The 20,196-nt window shown below is 43.3% G+C and carries 15 protein-coding genes; 4 read left to right on the forward strand and 11 right to left on the reverse strand.

Annotated features, from left to right (window positions below; translation table 11 throughout):
- Nucleotides 1–24 precede the first annotated feature (24 nt).
- The 4 genes from ACSX1H_RS05190 to ACSX1H_RS05205 all read right to left on the reverse strand — a co-directional run bounded on the left by ACSX1H_RS05190 (nucleotide 25) and on the right by ACSX1H_RS05205 (nucleotide 4,433).
- The gene (locus ACSX1H_RS05190) at nucleotides 25–2,064 is read right to left on the reverse strand and encodes a TonB-dependent receptor (protein ID WP_439182696.1); all 2,040 of its coding nucleotides are present in this window, start codon (nucleotides 2,062–2,064) and stop codon (nucleotides 25–27) included.
- An 11-nt stretch (nucleotides 2,065–2,075) separates the two neighbouring features.
- Nucleotides 2,076–3,479 (reverse strand): PQQ-dependent sugar dehydrogenase, encoded by a 1,404-nt coding sequence (locus ACSX1H_RS05195; RefSeq protein ID WP_439182698.1) that lies wholly within the window; start codon nucleotides 3,477–3,479, stop codon nucleotides 2,076–2,078.
- A gap of 210 nt (nucleotides 3,480–3,689) precedes the next feature.
- Nucleotides 3,690–3,890, reverse strand: coding sequence for a hypothetical protein (locus ACSX1H_RS05200; protein ID WP_439182699.1), 201 nt, complete (start codon nucleotides 3,888–3,890; stop codon nucleotides 3,690–3,692).
- A 90-nt stretch (nucleotides 3,891–3,980) separates the two neighbouring features.
- Nucleotides 3,981–4,433, reverse strand: coding sequence for an Hsp20/alpha crystallin family protein (locus tag ACSX1H_RS05205; RefSeq protein ID WP_439182700.1), 453 nt, complete (start codon nucleotides 4,431–4,433; stop codon nucleotides 3,981–3,983).
- A gap of 309 nt (nucleotides 4,434–4,742) precedes the next feature.
- Between ACSX1H_RS05205 and ACSX1H_RS05210 the strand changes: the two genes are divergently transcribed.
- Nucleotides 4,743–5,681: a ketopantoate reductase family protein gene (locus ACSX1H_RS05210; RefSeq protein WP_439182701.1), complete on the forward strand. Its 939-nt coding sequence runs from the start codon at nucleotides 4,743–4,745 to the stop codon at nucleotides 5,679–5,681.
- Here the strand turns inward: ACSX1H_RS05210 and ACSX1H_RS05215 are convergent.
- From ACSX1H_RS05215 to ACSX1H_RS05235, 5 genes are all read right to left on the reverse strand, one after another.
- Nucleotides 5,668–6,546 (reverse strand): alpha/beta hydrolase, encoded by an 879-nt coding sequence (locus ACSX1H_RS05215; protein ID WP_439182702.1) that lies wholly within the window; start codon nucleotides 6,544–6,546, stop codon nucleotides 5,668–5,670. The genes ACSX1H_RS05210 and ACSX1H_RS05215 overlap by 14 nt on opposite strands.
- A gap of 10 nt (nucleotides 6,547–6,556) precedes the next feature.
- Nucleotides 6,557–7,267, reverse strand: coding sequence for a 6-phosphogluconolactonase (gene pgl / locus ACSX1H_RS05220; RefSeq protein ID WP_439182704.1), 711 nt, complete (start codon nucleotides 7,265–7,267; stop codon nucleotides 6,557–6,559).
- Between the two features lie 87 nt (nucleotides 7,268–7,354).
- Complete coding sequence (gene zwf / locus ACSX1H_RS05225; protein ID WP_439182706.1) at nucleotides 7,355–8,884, reverse strand: glucose-6-phosphate dehydrogenase; 1,530 nt, start codon at nucleotides 8,882–8,884, stop codon at nucleotides 7,355–7,357.
- Between the two features lie 166 nt (nucleotides 8,885–9,050).
- Nucleotides 9,051–11,693 carry a DUF5686 and carboxypeptidase regulatory-like domain-containing protein gene (locus tag ACSX1H_RS05230; RefSeq protein WP_439182708.1) on the reverse strand — a complete coding sequence of 881 codons (2,643 nt, stop codon included), beginning with the start codon at nucleotides 11,691–11,693 and terminating at the stop codon, nucleotides 9,051–9,053.
- 327 nt (nucleotides 11,694–12,020) lie between these two features.
- The gene (locus ACSX1H_RS05235) at nucleotides 12,021–12,782 is read right to left on the reverse strand and encodes a DUF481 domain-containing protein (RefSeq protein WP_439182709.1); all 762 of its coding nucleotides are present in this window, start codon (nucleotides 12,780–12,782) and stop codon (nucleotides 12,021–12,023) included.
- Between the two features lie 172 nt (nucleotides 12,783–12,954).
- Between ACSX1H_RS05235 and ACSX1H_RS05240 the strand changes: the two genes are divergently transcribed.
- The 3 genes from ACSX1H_RS05240 to ACSX1H_RS05250 all read left to right on the forward strand — a co-directional run bounded on the left by ACSX1H_RS05240 (nucleotide 12,955) and on the right by ACSX1H_RS05250 (nucleotide 16,613).
- The gene (locus tag ACSX1H_RS05240; RefSeq protein ID WP_439182710.1) at nucleotides 12,955–14,154 is read left to right on the forward strand and encodes a pyridoxal phosphate-dependent aminotransferase; all 1,200 of its coding nucleotides are present in this window, start codon (nucleotides 12,955–12,957) and stop codon (nucleotides 14,152–14,154) included.
- Nucleotides 14,155–14,308: 154 nt separating this feature from the next.
- Nucleotides 14,309–15,553, forward strand: coding sequence for an ABC transporter permease (locus ACSX1H_RS05245; RefSeq protein WP_439182711.1), 1,245 nt, complete (start codon nucleotides 14,309–14,311; stop codon nucleotides 15,551–15,553).
- 379 nt (nucleotides 15,554–15,932) lie between these two features.
- Entirely contained in the window at nucleotides 15,933–16,613 is a 681-nt protein-coding gene (locus ACSX1H_RS05250) for an NUDIX hydrolase (RefSeq protein ID WP_439182712.1), read from the forward strand.
- Here ACSX1H_RS05250 and ACSX1H_RS05255 read toward each other — a convergent pair.
- Both ACSX1H_RS05255 and ACSX1H_RS05260 read right to left on the reverse strand, forming a co-directional pair.
- A complete protein-coding gene (locus ACSX1H_RS05255; RefSeq protein WP_439182714.1) occupies nucleotides 16,561–17,976 on the reverse strand; it encodes an MltF family protein in 1,416 nt (471 codons plus the stop codon). The genes ACSX1H_RS05250 and ACSX1H_RS05255 overlap by 53 nt on opposite strands.
- A 69-nt stretch (nucleotides 17,977–18,045) precedes the next feature.
- Nucleotides 18,046–20,094, reverse strand: a complete 2,049-nt coding sequence (locus ACSX1H_RS05260; protein WP_439182715.1) for a putative porin — start codon at nucleotides 20,092–20,094, stop codon at nucleotides 18,046–18,048.
- Nucleotides 20,095–20,196: the final 102 nt, after the last annotated feature.

Genomic DNA, 20,196 nt, shown 5'->3' on the forward strand with positions numbered 1-20,196 from the left:
AGCTATTTGTGTAAAATGTTAAGGCTACAACGATAAAATTACACCCAGGTAACAGTTAAATGGCAGAGCCGGATAATAATAGCGGGGCTGGTTTCTGCCAAAAGCTGGAGCATTTACCAATAGCATCGATGCATAATGCTCATCAAGTAAGTTGTTGGCACCAATGTGTATCTCTCCATCCAGTGAAGCGATTTTAAAGCTTCGCTTTACTTTTGCATTCAACACCTGAAATCCCGCATAGGAGTTTGGATTGCTATCATTAAGGTATTGCTTCCCGTTTATCCGGTAGTTGATGTGGATGTTGTATTTGCCCATTTGTCCGGTGGCCGAAAGGTAGAGATGATAGGTCGGAATGCCAGGCAGGTGGTTGGAGCTGTAATCCTGTCCGTCATCCACAAAATCTACAAAATGGTTAAGCGATTGTGTGTAGGCCGCTGAAAACTGCAGCCGGTTTGAGTGGCTCAGCGGCACCATGTGCTGAATGCTTGCCTCGAGGCCGCGGTGGTTGGTGCGCCCGGCGTTTATACCGTAAAACTGCTCTTCGCTTTCGCGTTTGGTAACCAACAGGTTTGTCATCCACATTTGGTAGGCGGTTAGTTCAAAACTGCTCTTTTTGTTCGCTGAAAGGTAGCGGCCTCCAACATCTAAGTGGTGACCTTCCTCGGGTTTTATAGCGGCGTTAAAATTTCCGTTGGGGAGTTGTGCTTCCTCAAGAGAAGGGGCTGAGAATCCGTGACCGGCAGATGCAAACAGATACATTGTTGAATGAAGCTGATAGTTAATGCCAAGATGTGGGGATACAGTTAGTGGATAACGGTGCTGTATTGGCTCATTGCTGCCTGTTTCCAGATTGGACTGGTAATGTGTGGTATTGATGTTGAGCGCAGCCTGAAACAATAATTTTGGATGTATCTTGTATTCGGTCAGGCCAAAAAAGTTGAGGTAGTAGCGTTGATGATGAGTGTGGCTCAACTGCTTGCCCTGGTTCGAATCTTTGACGCCAAACAGTTGTACATCATTGAACTCAAGCATAAATTCCAGGCCTGCTTCCACTCTGAGCTTTAAGCGCTGATAACTGAGTTTTTCTCTTAAGCCAACCGCCTTCTTAGCTTCGTCGAGCCGGTTAAACGGTCTCAGTTCGTCGAGGCCTGAAATAGAGCCAAATACATTAATGGTATTGATGGTTTGATTGGATAGAGAGCTGATCATACCTATGTTAAGGAGGTGCCTGTTCGATTCCTCATAGCCTCTTATAGCTGCCCATGAATCGGCTGCTTTTTGGGGATTTGTTTGGAAGTCGAGACTGTCCAGCGAGCTGGGGATTTGTCCCTTGAGGTAGCGGTAATTATAAAGGTAGTACCAGTAGTGCTGTTTTATCTGGTATTTTCCTTTGAGAGTGAGGTTATAGCGCTTGTAGTGACTATTTTCGCGATAGCCATTGGTGTGTAGCTGGTTGGCAGATAGCGAGCTGGTACCTGTTTGGCCTGCAAAGGAGGTGCTTAGCTGGTTGGAGTAGGTGCCATAGTTGCCCACTTCACTGCCTACTCTCAGCTTTTTTGCCTGCTTGCTCCAGGGGTCGATAAGAATGACACCACCTAAGCCGGCTCCGTATAAGGCCGATGAAGGCCCCTTTAAGATAGAGATCGAGTAGATATCATCTAAACCAATGTCTTCAATGGAGGTGACACCATCGCCATCAGTTAAAGGGAGTGTGCCCCAATAAGCCTTTATACGGTTGGAATTATAGGGCGTGCGCGAGCCAATGCCGCGTATGGTAATGCGGTTGGTACTCAGGGTACCTTCCTGCATGAGCACCCCCGGGACACTGTTTAAATGGTTGGATAATTGGTAGGTGTTCGCTGTTGCTAAACTAACAGAGTCCAGAAACGAAACGCTTCCGGGCCACTGTTGCTGCGATCTGATTTTCAGTGGCGCACTAATCACCACTTCATCAATCGCATGGCGTTTTGTCCTCAAAGAATCTTGTCCGCCAGGGATGTTAATGCTTTGAGAGTAAACCCCAAATGTGTATAATAAAGCAAAACCGGTTAAAAGGTGCTTCATTGATGCTCAGCTTATTGAGGGATGAGTTTAAGTATTTTACCAGGTTTTTCTATGGCTACATAAACATAGCCATCGGGGCTCATTTCAACATTTCGGACCCGGCCAATGCCCTGTAATAATTTTTCTTCATGGCTTACTTTATTGCCATCTAAAACAACCCTGTGCAGGTATTCAAAACGCAGTGAACCGGTTAGGATATTGTTTTTCCAGTTCGGATAGCGATCGCCTTTAACAAAGGTCATTCCACAGGGCGCTATGCTAGGTACCCAATAGTGTATGGGTTGCTCCATACCTACTTTGGCAGTATCGTTTGTAAATGTTGTGCCGTTGTAGTTGATGCCAAATGAAATAACTGGCCAGCCGTAGTTTTTGCCCGGTTCAATCAGGTTAATTTCATCCCCTCCTTTAGGCCCGTGCTCGTCAGTCCATATTTGCCCTGTTTCGGGGTGCATGCACACCCCCTGAGGATTGCGGTGGCCATAACTGAAGATTGAGGGCCTGGCACCTGCCGTGTTGATAAAGGGATTGTCCTCAGGAATCGAACCGTCGTCATAGATGCGGTGTATTTTGCCGCAGTCATTATTCAATCGCTGTGGATAGGTATCTCTATCACCACGATCGCCCACTGAGAAATATAAATACCCTTCTTTATCAAACTCCAGCTTACAGCCAAAATGGTGGCGCTTATCGCTTAGTGGCTGTGCCTGAAAAATAACTTCATTATCCGTGAGTTTGTTCCCTTCTAAGCGGGCCCGCATAATGGCGGTGTTACTTAATGTTGTATCGTCTTCGTTCCAGAATGAGTAGGAGATGTATATCCATCCATTATTTTCAAAATCCGGATGCAGCTCCAAATCCAGCAGGCCGCCTTGTCCTCTGGCCGCCACTTTTGGCCCGTTCTGTACTTTTTCCTTTTGTCCCTGTTGATTAGCGATGAGCAGATCGCCACTTCTTTCGGCAATAAGTATCCGGTTGTCTGGTAAAAAGGCCATTCCCCAAGGCACGTCTAGTCCGCTGACAATGGTATCGACCCAAAAATTTTGTACTTCAGAGGCTTGTCTATTATTGCTTTCGCTTGTGCGTGTTAGGTTTGTTTTTTTATGCGATGACAGAGCCAGGATATAATCTGTGAGGTATTCAATTTGTTTATCGCTCATTCCTTCACTGAATGCAGGCATGCCAAATGATACACGACCATGCTTGATGCTTTCGATGATCTCTGCTTTTTGATCGCCAAATAGCCAGTTGCGCTCAATGAATGAGGATTTTTTATCATTGTGACAGCCAATGCAGTAGTTGTTGAAGAGTTCTTGTCCTTTTTCGAGGTTGGAGGCATTAGCTCTTTTTACAATTGTACTATACAAGCCGAGTCCAATGCCTATTACAACGATAGCCAAGTATGTTATCTTTCTCATAATAATGGAGTTTGGTGATGTTCCTCACTATTAACAAAAAAACATGTGGTTTTGTTATCAGCGGTTGGGCGAAGTGGAGGTAGGAGATTGAGCGCCTATTATACTCGGAGTGAAGGAGCAGATGCAGTATTTACAAGCTGCGAAGTGGGGGAGTGTCAACAAAGTTGATTGGTAACATGGGCTATCGCGAAAGCCCATGTTACCAATGTTTTACGATGCGTAATCGTACTTGTTCAGGATAATTTCATCTATTATATCTGCATGCTGGCGGTAAAAGTTGTCTTTAACCCATTGACTGAATTCTTTTTGCTCTTCAGTGCTTAGCCATGCTAATGATTTTATAAGTTCTTTTTTAAATAGTTGCTTGTCTTCTTTTACTCCGTTTAGCACAATTTTACAACTTTCTAACATGTTAGTGGTTTTTAAGATTATTGTTTTTATTGTTTTTTTAAAGGTTGGGTTTGTAAACAAAAGAGGGGTAGTGTTGACTACCCCAACTTATTACTTAATTTCAATTTGTCTGATAGGTTTTGGCTTCTGCTCTTCGCGTTTTGGTAAACTAATGTGCAGGATGCCCTCCTTATAGTTGGCCTTAATTTTGTCTGCATCAACTATGTTTTCGGAAATGGTAAATGACCTTTGGAATGATTGGTAGCTAAATTCACGGCGTGTAACCTTATTGCCATCTTTTTCTTCCTTTTCATTCTTTTTTTCCGATGAAATAGTGAGTTTGCCATTGTCGTAGCCAACATTAAAATCATCTTTTTTCAAGCCAGGAGCAGCTACTTCAATCAAAAATTCATTGTCGTTTTCCATGACGTTAACTGCAGGTAATGTTGTGTCAGTACTGGAAAAATTGCTCCTGTTCCAGTCCATCAATTCGCTATCGAAAAAACGGTCAAATAATGAAGGAACTGATGGAAACCAATTGTTAGATAATCTTGCTAGTGTCATAATTGTATCCTCCAAAATTTTAGTTCAACATATTTAGTTAATTCACGCTATTAGGGATACAAATTGAGTGCCAAATTTATGGTCAAATAGCGCTATAAAATTAAGTGACATAAAATCAGTGGGTTCTAGTGTGGCCGGGCGATGAGGTGTAAAACACTGGTGACATGTTGGCATTTTGCTGAATGAAAAAAATGTCAATTTTTCAGTTTTGTCATAAAGCCTGTTATGTGGTTGGTCAGTCGCACTGATTAAGTTAAATTTACCGGAGTTTACATACAGCCATTATGTGGTTTAATTAGATTTTATACGATGAAAATAACAATAATTGGAACAGGGGGAGTTGGAGGGTATTTTGGCGCTAAACTGGCAAAGGCTGGTCATGAAGTAACTTTTGTGGCCCGGGGTCAACACCTGCAGGCTATTCGTGAAAAGGGCCTGCTGGTGAAGAGTATTGCTGGTGACATACATGTTGAACAGGTGCTTGCAACGGATCAGATCACCTCTATTGAACGGGCCGATTTAGTAATTACGGCCGTTAAAGCCTGGCAGATAAAGGAAATACGGGAAGACATCCAGCAGATCATCCATTCAGAGAGTATGGTGCTGCCTTTACAAAACGGAGTTCTGGCTGCTAAAGAGTTGAGTGAGGTTATTCCTGCAGAAAATGTATTGGGCGGCTTATGCCGGATTATCAGTAAAATTGAATCACCGGGGGTGATTAATCATTTCGGTGTTGAGCCTGAAATTGTTTTTGGCGAACTAAACAAACAGCATAATGCGCGGCTGGACATCTTGAGTGCCTTGTTTAGCGAGGCCGGAATAAAAAGTAAAGCTTCCAGAGATATTGAGGCTGATGTGTGGAAGAAGTTCATTTCAATATGTGTAAGTGCTTTGCTGGCTGTTACCAAAACCACTTATGGGGAGATGTGTGAGTTGAAGGAGACTTATCAAATGATGACTGAGTTATTGCAGGAAATCTATGTCGTATCGCAAAAGGCCGGGGTAAATATTAAGCCTGATTTTATAGAGAAGACCATCGGCTTTATCAAGTCGTTTCCTTACGATTCAACTTCTTCATTAACACGTGATGTGTGGGCTGGTAAACCTTCTGAAATTGATTATCAGAATGGAACGGTTGTGAGGCTGGCCGAACAGTATGGTGTAGACGTGCCGGTTAACCGATTTATATACAATTGTGTGTTGCCCATGGAGTTAAAGGCAAGGAACCGGTCGCTCAAGACAATTTAGCCTTGCTGCTTGCCTGGTATTGACTGGTGGACTGCTTTAATTGCTGCTCCAACCAGTTGATACACGTATTGGCTTGCTGCTGGCGTTCAATATCATTGTGTATTTCGTGGTAAATACTCTCAAACTCTTGGTAGCTCACCATGTTTGGGTTGCGCGATGCGGCCAGCTTACTGGCGGCACATGAGGTAATGTGATCTTGATCACCATGCAGCAGCAAAGTTGGCGTTTGTAGTTGGCCGATGTGGTCCATGGCCCACACACCCTGCTTTATTACCGAACTTAATAAACGAAATGAGATGCGGCCATGGTTAAGCGGATCGCGCCGGTAGGCTTCCACATTTTTGGTGTCGGTGCTGATGTGATTGATGTTCAGTCCACTCTTAATGGTTAGGTCAGGGCATAGGTATTTCAGAGAATGAATCAGAAGCTTACTCAGGCCGTTGGGCTCCTGGCTCAATTTCAACCAGGGTGATGAAATGATAGCTCCCTTAAACGGATGGGTGCGCGTAAGCAGGTAGTTCAGGGCAATGTTGCCGCCCATGCTATGGCCATACAGAAATTTCGGGGTATCCGGAAACAGCTCTTCAGCCTTATCAACCAGCAGACCTACATCATTTAAGAGCTGTGTATAGGATTGGATAACCCCTCGTTTCCCTTCTGATTGACCATGTCCAATATGATCCATGCTGATAAACGCAATATTGGCTTTCTCAAAAAGCTCTATGTAAGGCGCATAGCGCGAACAATGCTCGCCAAAGCCATGGATTAAGACTATCAGTGCTTTAGGTGGCTCTGGCGTAATCCATGCTTTTCCGAATAGTTGACAGCCAGCTGTTGAGTTCAGATAAAAGCCTTGCTCTTTCATCGGTAATGCTTTATTTAAAAGTAAGTTTTTGGGCAGCAGCTTTATCCATCAGCCAGGTTGTATTGCTGGTACTAACCAGTGCGGCAGGGTATTGCTTAAAGTTCCCTTTTTGATTCATGATTTCATCCACCTTATCGGCTTTATTATCACCCGTTACAAGAAAAAATATGTGTCGACTGTGGTTGATGACTTTCCCTGTTAGTGTCACACGGAACTGACCACTATCGGGGTGCTGCGCCAATTCACACAGGTTGTCACTGTTCCATAAACCTATCTGGTGAGGAAAAATAGAGGCCGTATGCCCATCGTCACCCATGCCCAGCAGCATAATATCAAACTGTGGCCGGCCATTAGTAAAAGGCACATTCTCTTCCAGTGTCGTGATGTAATCCTCTACGGCTTCCTCCGGCTCCAGCTCCCCTTTCACTCTGAAAATATTTATGGCTTTGGTTTCTACGTGATCAAACAGGTATTCCCGAGTCATTCGAAAATTACTTTCCGAATCTGTGGGGTCAACGCAGCGTTCATCGCCCCAAAAAAAATAGAGCTTACTCCAGTCGATGGATTTTGCATACTCTTTTGCTAACACTTCGAAAATGGCTTTGGGCGTGCTTCCACCTGATAGCGCAATGTAAACCTCTGATTTATCCTGCGTGGCATTTAGCAGGTAATCGCCAAAATAACGTGCTAAGTCATGCTTTGATTCAAATATCTTGTGCATCGTATTTGATTAATACTGGTTATCAATAGTTGTGCAGGTCTTGATTGTCCTGCTGCCAAATGTGCTTATAACAGTTATAAAAGTAGCTTATAGCTCGCAATAATTGCCATCGTTGGCCAGATTTTTACATGGGTAACGCCAGGTGATATCTTCCTCTTCAATCAAATCATCGGATACATCAGGCCCCCAGGTGCCCGCCGGATACCCATGAACCGGGATGCTGTCGTTGTTGTGCCAGGCTTTTAGTATCGGATCGACAAATTTCCAGGCGGCTTCAACGGCATCTCCACGATGGTAAAGGGTGCTGTCGCCCAACATACAATCCAGCAGCAAACGTTCGTAGGCACTTGGTAAATAGGTGTCCGATAAATCGCTATAATGAAAATCCATATTCACGTTTTGAACTTTAAATCCTGCGCCCGGCACTTTCATGCCAAATTTTAGCAGAACTCCCTCGTCTGGTTGAATGCGGATTACCAGCTGGTTATAGTTGTTGCAGATGGATTTATCATTGGCAAACAAGTGGTGCGGAGTTGATTTAAAGTGAATCACTATTTCTGTAACTCGCGTAGGCAGCATCTTTCCGCTGCGGATATAAAAGGGAACACCGGCCCAGCGCCAGTTGTCGATGAACAGCTTGATAGCCGCAAAGGTTTCGGTTCTGGAATTGGGAGCTACGCCCGTTTCATCGCGATATCCTTTTACCGCCTCGCCTTTAATATGGGAGGCCGTGTATTGACCTCTGATGGCGTACTTTGGTACTTCGTCTTCTGTAATTGGTCGCAAAGCATGAAATACTTTGGCTATTTCGTTCCTGATATTGGTCGAATCGATTATAACCGGCGGTTCCATCGCTACCAGTCCCACTAACAGCAGCAGGTGGTTCTGAATCATGTCGCGCAAGGCCCCGGAGCCTTCGTAATAGCCGCCCCGGTTGCCAACACCAATGTTTTCTGCCCCGGTTATCTCCACATGATGGATGTAATTGCGGTTCCACAGCGGTTCGAAAATGCCGTTGGAAAAACGGGTGACCAACAGGTTTTGAACAGTTTCTTTACCCAGGTAATGGTCGATGCGGTAGATTTGTTCTTCATCAAAAAAGCGCAGAAGAACCTTGTTCAGCTTTTGAGCCGTCGCTAAATCATACCCAAAAGGCTTCTCAATAATCAGGCGCTTAAACCCGGCTGTTTCCTCGCTTAAACCTTGCTTAGCCAGCTGTTCGGGAATAAACTCATACATGCTGGGGGGCGTGGCTAAATAGTAGATGAAGTTGTTTTTCGTTTCGTACTGCTCATCCAGTTCGCGCAGTTTACCTTTTAGCAGGCAGTATTCATCCGGGGCTTTGGTGTCGAACGAAAAATAGTGCAGCTTTTCCAGGTAGTCTTGCAGTTTATTTTCATTATCGGGCTTATTGAGGGCAAATTGCTCAATGCCGGTTTTCATTTTTTCTCTGAAATCCGCATTACTTAAATCGGTTCTTCCCAGTCCCAATATGGCAAACTTATCCGGCAATAAGCCCTGATCGAACAGGTCAAAAACCGCTGGAATGAGTTTGCGGTAGGTCAAATCGCCCGAAGCGCCAAAAATAACAAGTATATGGTTTTTAGAATGATTCATGCTTTTGCTCTTTTATCTGTTAGGCCAATGCCCGATGCTTTAAAAGTACCGCAAGATAGTGAAGCGGCCTACAAACTAACAAGTGCCATTATCGGTTTGTTGCAAAAAAAAATGGACAGCCTCATTTGTTATTGTGCTGTCCGTTCTTTGTTTTTGCAGTAATTGTCTAATTATTAATGTTGATGCCCACTCTTACTCCCCAGCGTGCATAGCTGCCGTCTTCGAAACCGGCGAAGATACCGGCACTTCCAATCAGGAAAATCTGATTCATGCTGTAGCCTACTTCGAGGTAATTCTTAAACTGTGGCTGTGTCAGGTAGCTGGTGTATAGATTTTCGGTCCACAGACGGTTACTTAGCCCGGGTAAAAACTTAAGTAATAAGTAAGGCGTTGTGTAGGAAACGTGGGCTTTGGCAAACCAATCGTTGGTGCTGTGGCGGTAATCGTCGAGCAGCATAAAGGCATTCTCAAACGACTTAAAATTAAATGGTACCTCCGAGGTGTTGAAATGTTGGAAACGAGAGAAATGCATGTGTTTGTTACTGAGGAAATAGCCGCCTTCGACCTGCCAGTTGAAGGCGTTGAAGATACCCCATTCTTTTTTCTGAGCAGCAGAAGCTCGCAGGATATCATATTCCGAGTCGCTTTTGAAAACCCCGTTTATACCTTTTTGATAGTTTAATTTAAAAGTTGGATACTTTGAGCCATACAACAGCTTTTGTCCTTTGTATATCCGGTAACGCATGCGTGGCGTATAGCTTATTTCGATCGAAGTAAACAAGTCGGTCTGATCCCCTAAATGCACAGGTGTTATCAGCTCGTTGTCTGGAATATTATCAGCATACCGTTTATCCTGTTCTAAAACAGACCAGTTGGTGTTATTCTGTAATTGTTGGTACCAGCTATAGGAGGCTGCCAGATGCACCCGCATGCCATGTATCAGGTCAAACGAGCCGTTGATGGCTGCGTAATCTTTCTGGTACAATTTCATATAATGGTCTTTGAAAAACAGGGAAGAGAACATGTTTAAGGTTCGGTCAATGCCGTATTGTCCATTAAAATCTTTACTTACCTGGCCGCCTGATACGCTAATGCGCCCATGTTTTAAGGGAGCAAAGGTGTAGGATGCATCGGTAGACCATAATATTTTTTTGCGGGCAAAAGCATATTGCAGCATAGGGTCAATACGCAGCTTATGCAGCGAATCAAACTCATGTCTGATGGTGAATTTTTGCTGATAATTCCAGCCGTCAACCGCATTGAAATCAATCTGACTTAAGCCGATTAATCCGTGATAGGTAATTCGGGTGGATGAGTCGTTGGCATAAAAGCTGTGGCCAGATAGAAAACCACCGGAAGCTTTGCTAAAAGCCGAACGTTTTTTTTGTGCCTTCTTGAGCGTGTCTGTTTGCATGGTGGCCAGCTGAATAGAATCTTTTACTTCAAAGCTGCGCAGCTCATCACTGGTTAAAGGGATGGGCCGGATGGCTTGCCAATAGGCTGAGTCTCTTTTAGTGCTGTCCTTTCTGTGGGTAATCTTATACGTGTTTTTTATTTCCAGCGATTGATCTTTCTCTTCTTCTTTGCGCGATTCTTTTTCTATCAACCTCGACAGCTTAATCATTTCGCGATTACTTAACTCTTCTTTGGCCAGGAGTTCCTCCATTTTTTGCTGTTGGCGCGTTGGCTCCTCAACTTTATCGGCTTGTTCTGCTGCCTTTTTCGCTGCTTCCTCAGCTGCATACTGCTGCATAAGCGTGTTGGGAACGGGCAGGGAGGTGTTTAGTTGGATATTGGAATATTTAACCGAGCCGGCATAGCGAAAATCGGCTTTGACGCCAAAAATCGATGCTTTGACAATAAAGCGGTGACTGATGGGCAGCCATGAGCGCTCTTTAACGGGGGCGTAAACCTGTTTAATAGTTATCTCGCCAAAAAAGGCGTTGTTGGTTACATCAATGGAGTGAATGTTCCAGAGGTTATCTACAATATAAATGTATCCGCTATAGGTTTGCTGACTCTTGCGTTTGGGAACAACTTTTATCTTGTTCACTGCCACCTCGCCTTCGTAAAAGAAGCCTTCATACACAAACTTGTAGTGAGCAAAAGCGTTGGGCGCCAGGGGTGAAATGGCCATGTCCTGATGGGGTTCGTAAAAGCTGTAGGCTATATAGCCCATCACATCTTCATCGTTGGAGCCGGGGAAGGTACTGCGTGATGAGATGACTGTATGCTGGTAATTATCGGGCGCTTTAAACTCAATGTTGTTCATGGACTCCATGGTGTAGGTTTTTCCTTCTTCAATAACCACTTCATTGTCGTTCACCTCGGCCTTCATCATCTTTTGAACCAGTTTAGGAATTTTTTTCATCAGCAGGCTTCCTTTTAGGTATACCTCGGCTTTGTATTGTTCTGTTTGGCGCTGATAATAGGGAGCCAGGCTAATGGCTTTACGCATGATGGGGTAGGCCGGGTCTTCACCTCCCGAGTACACTCTTACTTCTTTGATGCGATACTCTTGCTTTTTCAGGGTGATGTTATGGGTAACAGAATTCCCATTGATATTTACGCTCACTTCGGTTTTCTGGAAACCAAGCCCCTGAAAAATAATTGTGTATTGGCCGTTGGGAAGCTGTATTTCATATTCTCCCAAACCGTTGGTGGTGGTGCCGGTAGTTGTTTCTTTTACATAGATGGTTGCAAACGGAATGGAATTGCCTTCTTCGTCGTTGACGGTTCCTTTAACACCTTGTGCCATTGTGAGCAATGGCAATAGCAATAACACTCCAACCAAATAAATTTTAGTCATAGGTTATGAGTTAGATTAGCGGTTTAAGTTATAGTAAAGATACTTATTCGATGTAAAATGCAAAGACTCGCTAAAGAGCTATCAGCATTATCTCAACGTATGGCGTTTAACATTCAATATAAGTTACAGAAGCATCAATGAAAAATTTAAAAAAATCTATCGATGCTGAATGCTGAGCTAAGGTATGAGGTACGACAGGCCTTATTTGGGCATCCTAATTATAGCTGATTACAGCAGGCAGCCATAGGAGCTTTGTCAGCTCCTTGTTGCCGCTACATTGCTCTACTGGCAAGAATAAAGGTAGGGTTAGTCCCAGATGGGTATTTTTTAGAATTTCAGGCTAAATGAATTATTTACGGTGTAGAACAGCTGATCAACATCTGGCGGCACCAGGTTGTCGTAATCAAACCGGAGGTACAGTGCAAACGAGAACATTTTGGTTATTTTAACATTAAACTTCGTTTCGCTCCAGATACGAAAGTCAGCCGGATCGGAATAGTCCGGTTCGTAATAGGTACTGTGCGACAACGATGCGCTAGGCGACATTTGCCAGTCGGTTGATAGCATGGAGCTGAATTTGACCAAGCTTTTACGGCGCTCATAATCACTGGTTTCGAACAGCTCGTTGAGGTAAATCGTGTAGGCGACTAAAAACAATGAGAATTTCTCCTTATCGGCTATGTTAAAGCGGGGGCCGCCTCCCATAATATGGCGGTGTTTCAGTTGCTTAACCCGGTTGTATTGATACTGGTAGAAAGCTTCTGCAATAATGATTTTATCGGGCACCCAATAATTGTATTTAAACATCAACCCGCCATTGTTTACGTTGCGTTCATCATTAACTTTGCTGTAGCTAATATCCGAGGAAAAAAGGTAGGTGTTGTCATTGTCGTTGTACTGTAGTTTCAACCTCGACATTAATTGCATCATATCCGTGGTGGTGTGCACAAAATTAAGGCCCAGGTTAACATCGCCCTGAAATCCTTTATTGGGATTTTTTGTGCGTCGTTTATCAATGCTAACGATTTGAGCCGAAAGCGATAGGCTAAAAAGAGTTAAAATTAAAATGCTTGTTAGTTGCTTGAGCATGTCACTACCTTTTTTTGACAAAAATAAGTTTTCCATTGAGATGATGAAAATGTTAGTATTTTCGCTTAGTTGACAGATGTGAAAAGATGTTTAAAATCATAAAAAATGTATTGTATTAACTCTAAATTTGCCTGTCACAGTTCGTAATTAAAACCCTTTAAACAATATAAAAATGCCTACAATATCAGACAGAGGACTACAGATGCCGGCTTCTCCCATTCGAAAGTTGGTACCTTATGCAGAAGCTGCCAAAGCTCGAGGTGCCAAGGTGTATCATCTAAATATTGGACAACCTGATATTAATACACCCAAAGTGGCTTTGGATGCTATCCGCAATATCGATTTGAAAGTGGTTGAGTACAGCCATTCAGCGGGGATTGTCAGCTATCGAAAAAAGTTGGCAAAAATGTATCAAAGCATCAATATAAATGTAGATGAGAATGAAATTTTGGTAACAGCCGGCGGTTCAGAGGCCATTACTTTTGCATTCTTATCGTGTTTAAATCCAGGGGATGAGGTGATTATTCCAGAGCCATTCTATGCCAACTACAATGGATTTGCGGTTTCGGCTGGTGTGGTGGTAAAGCCCATCCGTTCGAGTATTGAAGATGGATTTGCTTTGCCGGCTATCGAAGAGTTCGAAAAAATGCTTACCCCCAAAACCAAAGCAATAGTTATATGTAACCCCAATAACCCAACTGGTTACCTGTATTCTCAGGAGGAGATGGACCAACTGAAACAAATTGTATTGAAGCACGATTTATATTTGTTTTCAGATGAGGTGTACCGCGAATTTTGTTACGATGGGGAGACACATATTTCGGCCATGCATCTTGAGGGGATTGAAAACAACGTGGTGATGTTCGACTCCGTGTCGAAACGCTACAGTGAGTGTGGTGTGCGTATTGGCGCGTTGGTAACAAAAAATAAGGACATTATTAATACGGCCCTTAAGTTCGGTCAGGCACGCCTGAGCCCTCCGGGATTTGGACAGATAGCTGCCGAAGCCTCACTTGATACGCCCAAAGAATATTTTGACGAGGTGTATAATGAGTATATCGAACGTCGTAACTTCCTGGTGGAAGGATTGAATAAAATAGAAGGAGTGTATACTCCAACTCCTAAAGGTGCTTTCTATACGGTAGCTAGGTTACCCATTGATGATTCGGACAAATTCTGTCAGTGGATATTAAGTGACTTTGAGTATAACGGACAAACGGTGATGATGGCGCCCGCCTCTGGGTTTTACAGTACGCCCGGGGCCGGAAAAAATGAGGTGCGGATTGCCTATGTGCTGAATAAGGATGACTTGGGCAATGCTTTACAAACCTTGGAGCAGGCCCTTAAAGTGTATCCGGGGCGCACTATCTGATGCGTTGATATGACCGTATGAGGCCGGTACGGGCTCATAAACTTTTTTAAACAACGGGTAACTGGTGGCTAAGCTGCAGTTACCCGTTGACTATTTAATTGGTGGCTCATTATTCTTTCCCGTCTTTTTCTAACTTTGTACAAAATCATGCACATTGAATATCGAACTTTTTATTGCGAAAAAAATTGCGTCAGGCGGTCTTGTTGGTAAAAAACTGGCCGGTCCAGTTATCAAAGTTGCTACCTTGGGTATCATCCTGGGGATGGTGGTCATGATCATCTCGTTGGCAGTAGGCTTCGGCTTTAAGGGGGAGATACGAGAGAAAATCAGTGGCTTTGCTTCGCACATTCAAATAATGAGCTACGATTACAATTATTCGCCTGAAACCAATCCAATTACAATTGATTCATCGCTCGAGGAAAGTATACAAGAAATTGAAGGGGTTAGCTATGTGCAGCGCTTCGCAACAAAGCCAGGTATCATAAAAGCCAATGAACTAATTCAGGGAGTCGTTCTCAAAGGGGTTGACAGCAGCTATGACTGGGAGTTTATTCAGTCCATTCTGGTGGAAGGGCGTTTGCCGGTTTTTACCGATTCCATTCGTTCGGATGAGGTGCTTGTTTCTGAGGATATAGCACGACTGTTAAACTTGAGTGTGGGTGACGATATTCGCATGTATTTTATTCAGGACAGAGCCCTTGCCAGACGTTTCACCATAACCGGTATCTATAACTCGCATTTCCCTGAGTACGATAAACTCTTCGCATTCGTTGATCTTCGCCACATACAAAAGCTCAATGGTTGGGAAGCCAATCAAATTTCGGGTTATGAAGTGGGAGTGACATCTTTTGATTTAATGCATCCGGTGAACGATGCAATTTATTACCTGACCAGTGCCCGAATTGAAGAAAACGGAACCATGCTGCGGAACCGAACCATAGAACAGTTGCAGCCCCAGATATTTGGCTGGCTCGATTTGCTCGATACCAATGTGTATGTCATTTTAGTTCTCATCATATTGGTGGCGAGTTTTAATATGATATCTGGTATTCTCATCCTCATCCTTGAACGTACCAATATGATTGGTATTCTTAAGGCTTTAGGAGCCGAAGACTGGAGTTTAAGAAAAGTCTTTGTTTACCTTTCAGGGTTTATAATTGGCCGGGGTTTATTATGGGGAAATATCATCGGGATATTGTTATGCATCGTTCAGCATTACACTCAAATAATCACGCTTGATCCCTCAAGCTATTACCTGTCCACAGTGCCCATTTACATTACGCCCCTTGATTTATTTCTACTCAATGCCGGCGTTTTGTTCATCACCATGGGAATGATGCTGGGGCCATCGTATCTGGTCTCCCGAATTCTTCCGGTGCGGGCCATTCGATTTAATTAAAAATTACTGTCCGTTAAGGATACACGGATGTACGTATTCGGACGAATACTTTAACGTTGCAACTCTGTAAAAATTTTTATGGTGTTTGTATTGTAATTTTATTGCCTTTAATGAACCTTGATAATCAAGGCATTAATCTAATAAGTACACTATTTTTTTATTCGCTCGGAGATAAATTAGCTAAAATGGTATGGTTGTTGATTTAACACGACCAAATACTTAATTAAGGTTTAAGTTAATAAATGGGACAAATAGCCGGGAACGCCCGGCTTTTTTATGCCCAAAATTCAGCAGAGCCATAGGATTAATCGTTACAATTCCTTAACTTAAAAGAGAACAAACAAGCTGGTTGATGAGTTACTTTTGTAGGTAAATGACAATGGACAAGGAAATAAAACTGCTGACACAGGCACTTACAGGTCCGCTTCCTGGTGTTGATGCACAGAGGCGAATGTCACCTTCGGTGCGTGCCACTCATGTTACAAAATACGATTGTACACAGGCACGTTCCAGTAGTGTGCTTATTCTGCTTTATAAAAAAAATGGGCAATGGTTCATTCCTTTGATACAACGCACTAAATACGAAGGAGCACACAGCGGGCAAGTGAGTCTGCCGGGTGGTAAATGTGAAGAGAGTGATTTTTCATTTTTAGATACAGCACTGAGGGAGGCTGAAGAGGAGGTAGGTATTAACCGAAACGATCTGACATTTATCAGTGAGATGAGCTCGCTGTACATACCCAACTCGAATTTTATTGTGTATCCTCAGGTGTGCATAACCAGAGAATTACCTGTTTTTGTTCCAGATCTGCGCGAGGTGGAAACAGTAATAGAAGCGCCATTGAACCGCTTGCTGGCTCCCGATACCATCCATCGCTTTACCCGCACAATTAACGGTATAGTGGTAAACGCTCCTTTTTATAAGATCGATGATTATGTCATTTGGGGTGCAACCGCTATGATACTGAGTGAGTTTCTTGCCCTTATTGCAGCTTGCGAATTATTTGCTAATCCGCAAGCACATTTTTATAATGAGTATAACGCTCCAGAATGTCACTAACATAGTGGAAAGGCTCTTCTCCCCGGCAATAGCCATATTTAACAACCGGATCGTTGTAAAACGACGGCTTGGACTTATTTAGCAGGTAGTAATCTACGTTGTCTTCCCATATGTAGGGATTCTTATTATTTTTTTCAGCTAGCCGCATGGCGTCTTCTACATGGCCCGGCCCCACGTTATAGGCCGCTAAAACAAATTTCAACCGCTCCTTAGGGTCGCTTATCTTATCAGCAAAACGCTTATCCAGCCATATTAAAAACTTCAGGCCACCCTGTATATTATCTTTTGGGGAGGTAATTTCCTCTACACCAAAGCTTTCGGCCGTTTGTGGCATGAGCTGCATCAGCCCCACGGCACCGGCCCAACTCTCAACCTCTGGTAGAAAGCGCGATTCCTGATAGATGAGTGCTGCAATTAGTCGCCAATCCCAATTGTACTTAGCACTCTCTTCTTTGATGATGGCATCGTAATCCGATACAACACCACCTTTGATAGAGTGAAAATTGGCATTGACTAAATGGGTGGAACGCTTGTTGATAAAGTACTTTCGGTATATGCGTTTGTATTGATTAGTTTTCTTAAAGTTTATCAGCCAGTTGTCCACTAGATCTTTCAGGTTTTTGGCACTAGGGCGAACGGCCCAGGCTATTTTTTGCGGAAAACTAACGGCTGTTTCAATATCAATGTTATCATAGAAATTGAGATTGATACGTGCCAGGTTCTCGTCGCATACCGTATAAGGGATCTCTCCATTGGCCACAAGGGCAATGAGCTGCTCCACTTCGTAATCGGGTATTTCAACAATGTGGATGCTGTCGCCAATTTCATTACCCAAGCTTTTCAGGCGCGATACATAGGCCGAGTTTTCCTGTACATATATGGTTTTTCCTCCCAGATCTATTTGGTTGCGTATCAGCTCTGTTGCTTTGGATGGCTTATCATCTCCCGTCGACTTCTGTTGCACCAATACCTGGTGGGTTACACAGTGTGGTTCGGTAAAGGCCACCTGGTGGCTTCGGTCGCGTGTAATTGTTAGATTGGTGGCAATAAGGTCGATATCTCCCTTTAGCAGGCTTTCGAAATTCTGTTCCACATCGTTGGATACAACAATCTCCAGTTTGAGCCCCAGCGTATTGCTCAATGCTTGCAGCAGTTCAAGCTGGTAGCCAAGCGGGCGACCTCTGTAAACAAAGTAGTTGGTGGAGTTGTAGTCGGTTACAACCCTGATTTTACCTCTTTTTATTATTTCATCCAAATCCATGGCAACAGCGGCTTCCTTTTGCTTTGCTGTTTTCTTTTCCTTATCAACAACGCAGGCAGATAAGCTGATAGCCAGAATTAATAAAAGGACAATTTTTTGCATAATAAGCTTGTTAAAATCAGGTGCAAAGTTAATTAATTGAACTGATTAAAAGCCAATTAAGTTGCTTCTTTAGTCATAAAAATTCCAGGATACGCCAAATTTTAAGTTGCGCGGGTTGCCCGGATACTGATAGGTTGAGTAGTAGGGTTCTGCCGGATAGCCTTGGTTAACGTGGTCTAATTTAACGTAGATACGTGCTCTTTTCAGCTGTAGGTTAACAAATGCATCGATGAATGGATAATTACCTACTTTTTGCTCCGTTTGGTTAACAAACTGGCCGCTCGCTGGCATGTACTTGGGAGCATAATACTCGGTATTATAGCGGGCATCAAATCCAATCTGAAAATGTAATACTTTAAAGAGGGTGTTTTGGTAATAGGTAGAGTTATAAAGACTCACCAAGGGTACCGGAATGTACTCCTCATCGCTGGTGTATTGAACAACCACATCATTAACGAAGTGAACGCGTCCAAATATAAAGTGCTTTTTTAATCGAGCATTTAAAACTTGCAGCACTGTGCTGGTCTGATACGGCATACCGTCTGCTTTCCAGTAGATGTGTTCAGTGATTAGATTCGCCCCACCACTTAACTCAAAGCGTCGGGTCGGAATTCTTATACCTCCCTGAATGCGAATGCTTTTTACCTGGTTAAAGTCATTTGACCATTGCAGGTGGTTGGAGAAGTATTGGTTTTCAAACAGCTCCGGCTGACGCAGGTAAATACCTCCGTTGGCAAAAAAGCCGGCTGTATCTTTGCGAATCCTAAATTGGGAGTTAAGGCTTCCGGTTATTTCCGAATCGCCGGCACGGTAGCCCTGAAAGTAGAGCTTTACACCCGCATTCCACCAGAAATTATCGCCCAGATTCTTAAATATCTGACCGCCTATTGCAGAAGTAATCAGCGTAGAGTCTTGTGTTTGGTAGTTTGGGATTTCTTTCCCGCTATCGTCCAACAGCTTGTTGGTAGCTTGTGGCATTTTATACTGCCTCACATCATTTGTAATGTAGGCTCGTAAACCGAATCGCAGTAATGAGTTAGCTTCCTCATTAAATTTTATCTGAAAGGTATTACTCAGGTTGCTGTAGGTTGAATTATCTCTTGTTTGTAAGGAGTCCCTGTAATAAATTGGGTAAAAAGGATTTTCAGTTTGGTAAAAGAAGGGTAAATCGGCGATGTTATATTCGTGTTCTCCCTGGTCGAATTTGAAGGTATGGTAGATGGTGCTAACCGGCAATTGGGTGGTGGTAGAGTCGTTTTGACGCACATTAATGTTCCCAATCGATAGTGAATGGTTGTAAAAGAATTGATAATTTGTGATTTTGTGTTTGGCCTTGTCATCAAAATTCATTGGGATTTCTCTGGGATCCAATTCGGGCCAGTTTATGTCGGTTGCGTCGAGACTTATCCCACCATTCTCCTGGTTGTTAATAAGGGCGTATATAAATGCGGTGTGCATGTTGTAGCGCCGGCCATTGTAACTGCTCCAGAATTTAAAGTTCTGATTCTCTGCTTTTTGATATTGGTATTGCCCAATCGAAGAACTCAACTGGTACTGAATCCCCACATTTGTTTTTTTGTTAATGTTTTGCGTATACAGGGCACTGATGTATTCTTCCGAATAGCTTTTGGGGCCACCAAAATGATAGGTGAGGTTTACAAATGGGGTTTTGGTATTGTAAAAATGTAGCTTTTCCGGCTGTGGCAGGTAGGTCAGAAACGAGTTGTAAAACAGGTTTCCATAATATCTTTGCTGCTCACTAAATATCATGGACTGGTGGGCACTTCCCATATTTCCGAGCCATGCCTGTGCGATGCTGCGCTTAAAAATGGGGTTGTAAATCTGGTACCCATTGCTGATGGTGTCGACGGCTACTGTATCGCTAAACGTGAAATCATCCCTTAGATGCCAGGTTCGCACATCGGCAGGGATGTATTCCGATTTTGCTTTAGATTCATCATTGGCGGATTCTCCTAATTGCTGTCCCCGACCCATTTGGTCCGGACCATTAAGGGTTCTTTGTGCCAAGCTGGCAGAGGCAAAGGAGATACTTATTATTAAAGTTAGAAGGTATTTGTTGAAATTAAATTCCATATGAAAGGAGCAAAGTGTTTGCATTAATACTTGGTTAGGGAGTGGGATAACCCAACTGCAAACAAATATAGACAAAAAGTTTTCAACTCGGTTAATCACTTGAATGGTGTGAACCGATAAAAAAGA

The organism is Carboxylicivirga taeanensis (genome assembly GCF_051851475.1).
Classification (GTDB): domain Bacteria; phylum Bacteroidota; class Bacteroidia; order Bacteroidales; family Marinilabiliaceae; genus Carboxylicivirga; species Carboxylicivirga taeanensis.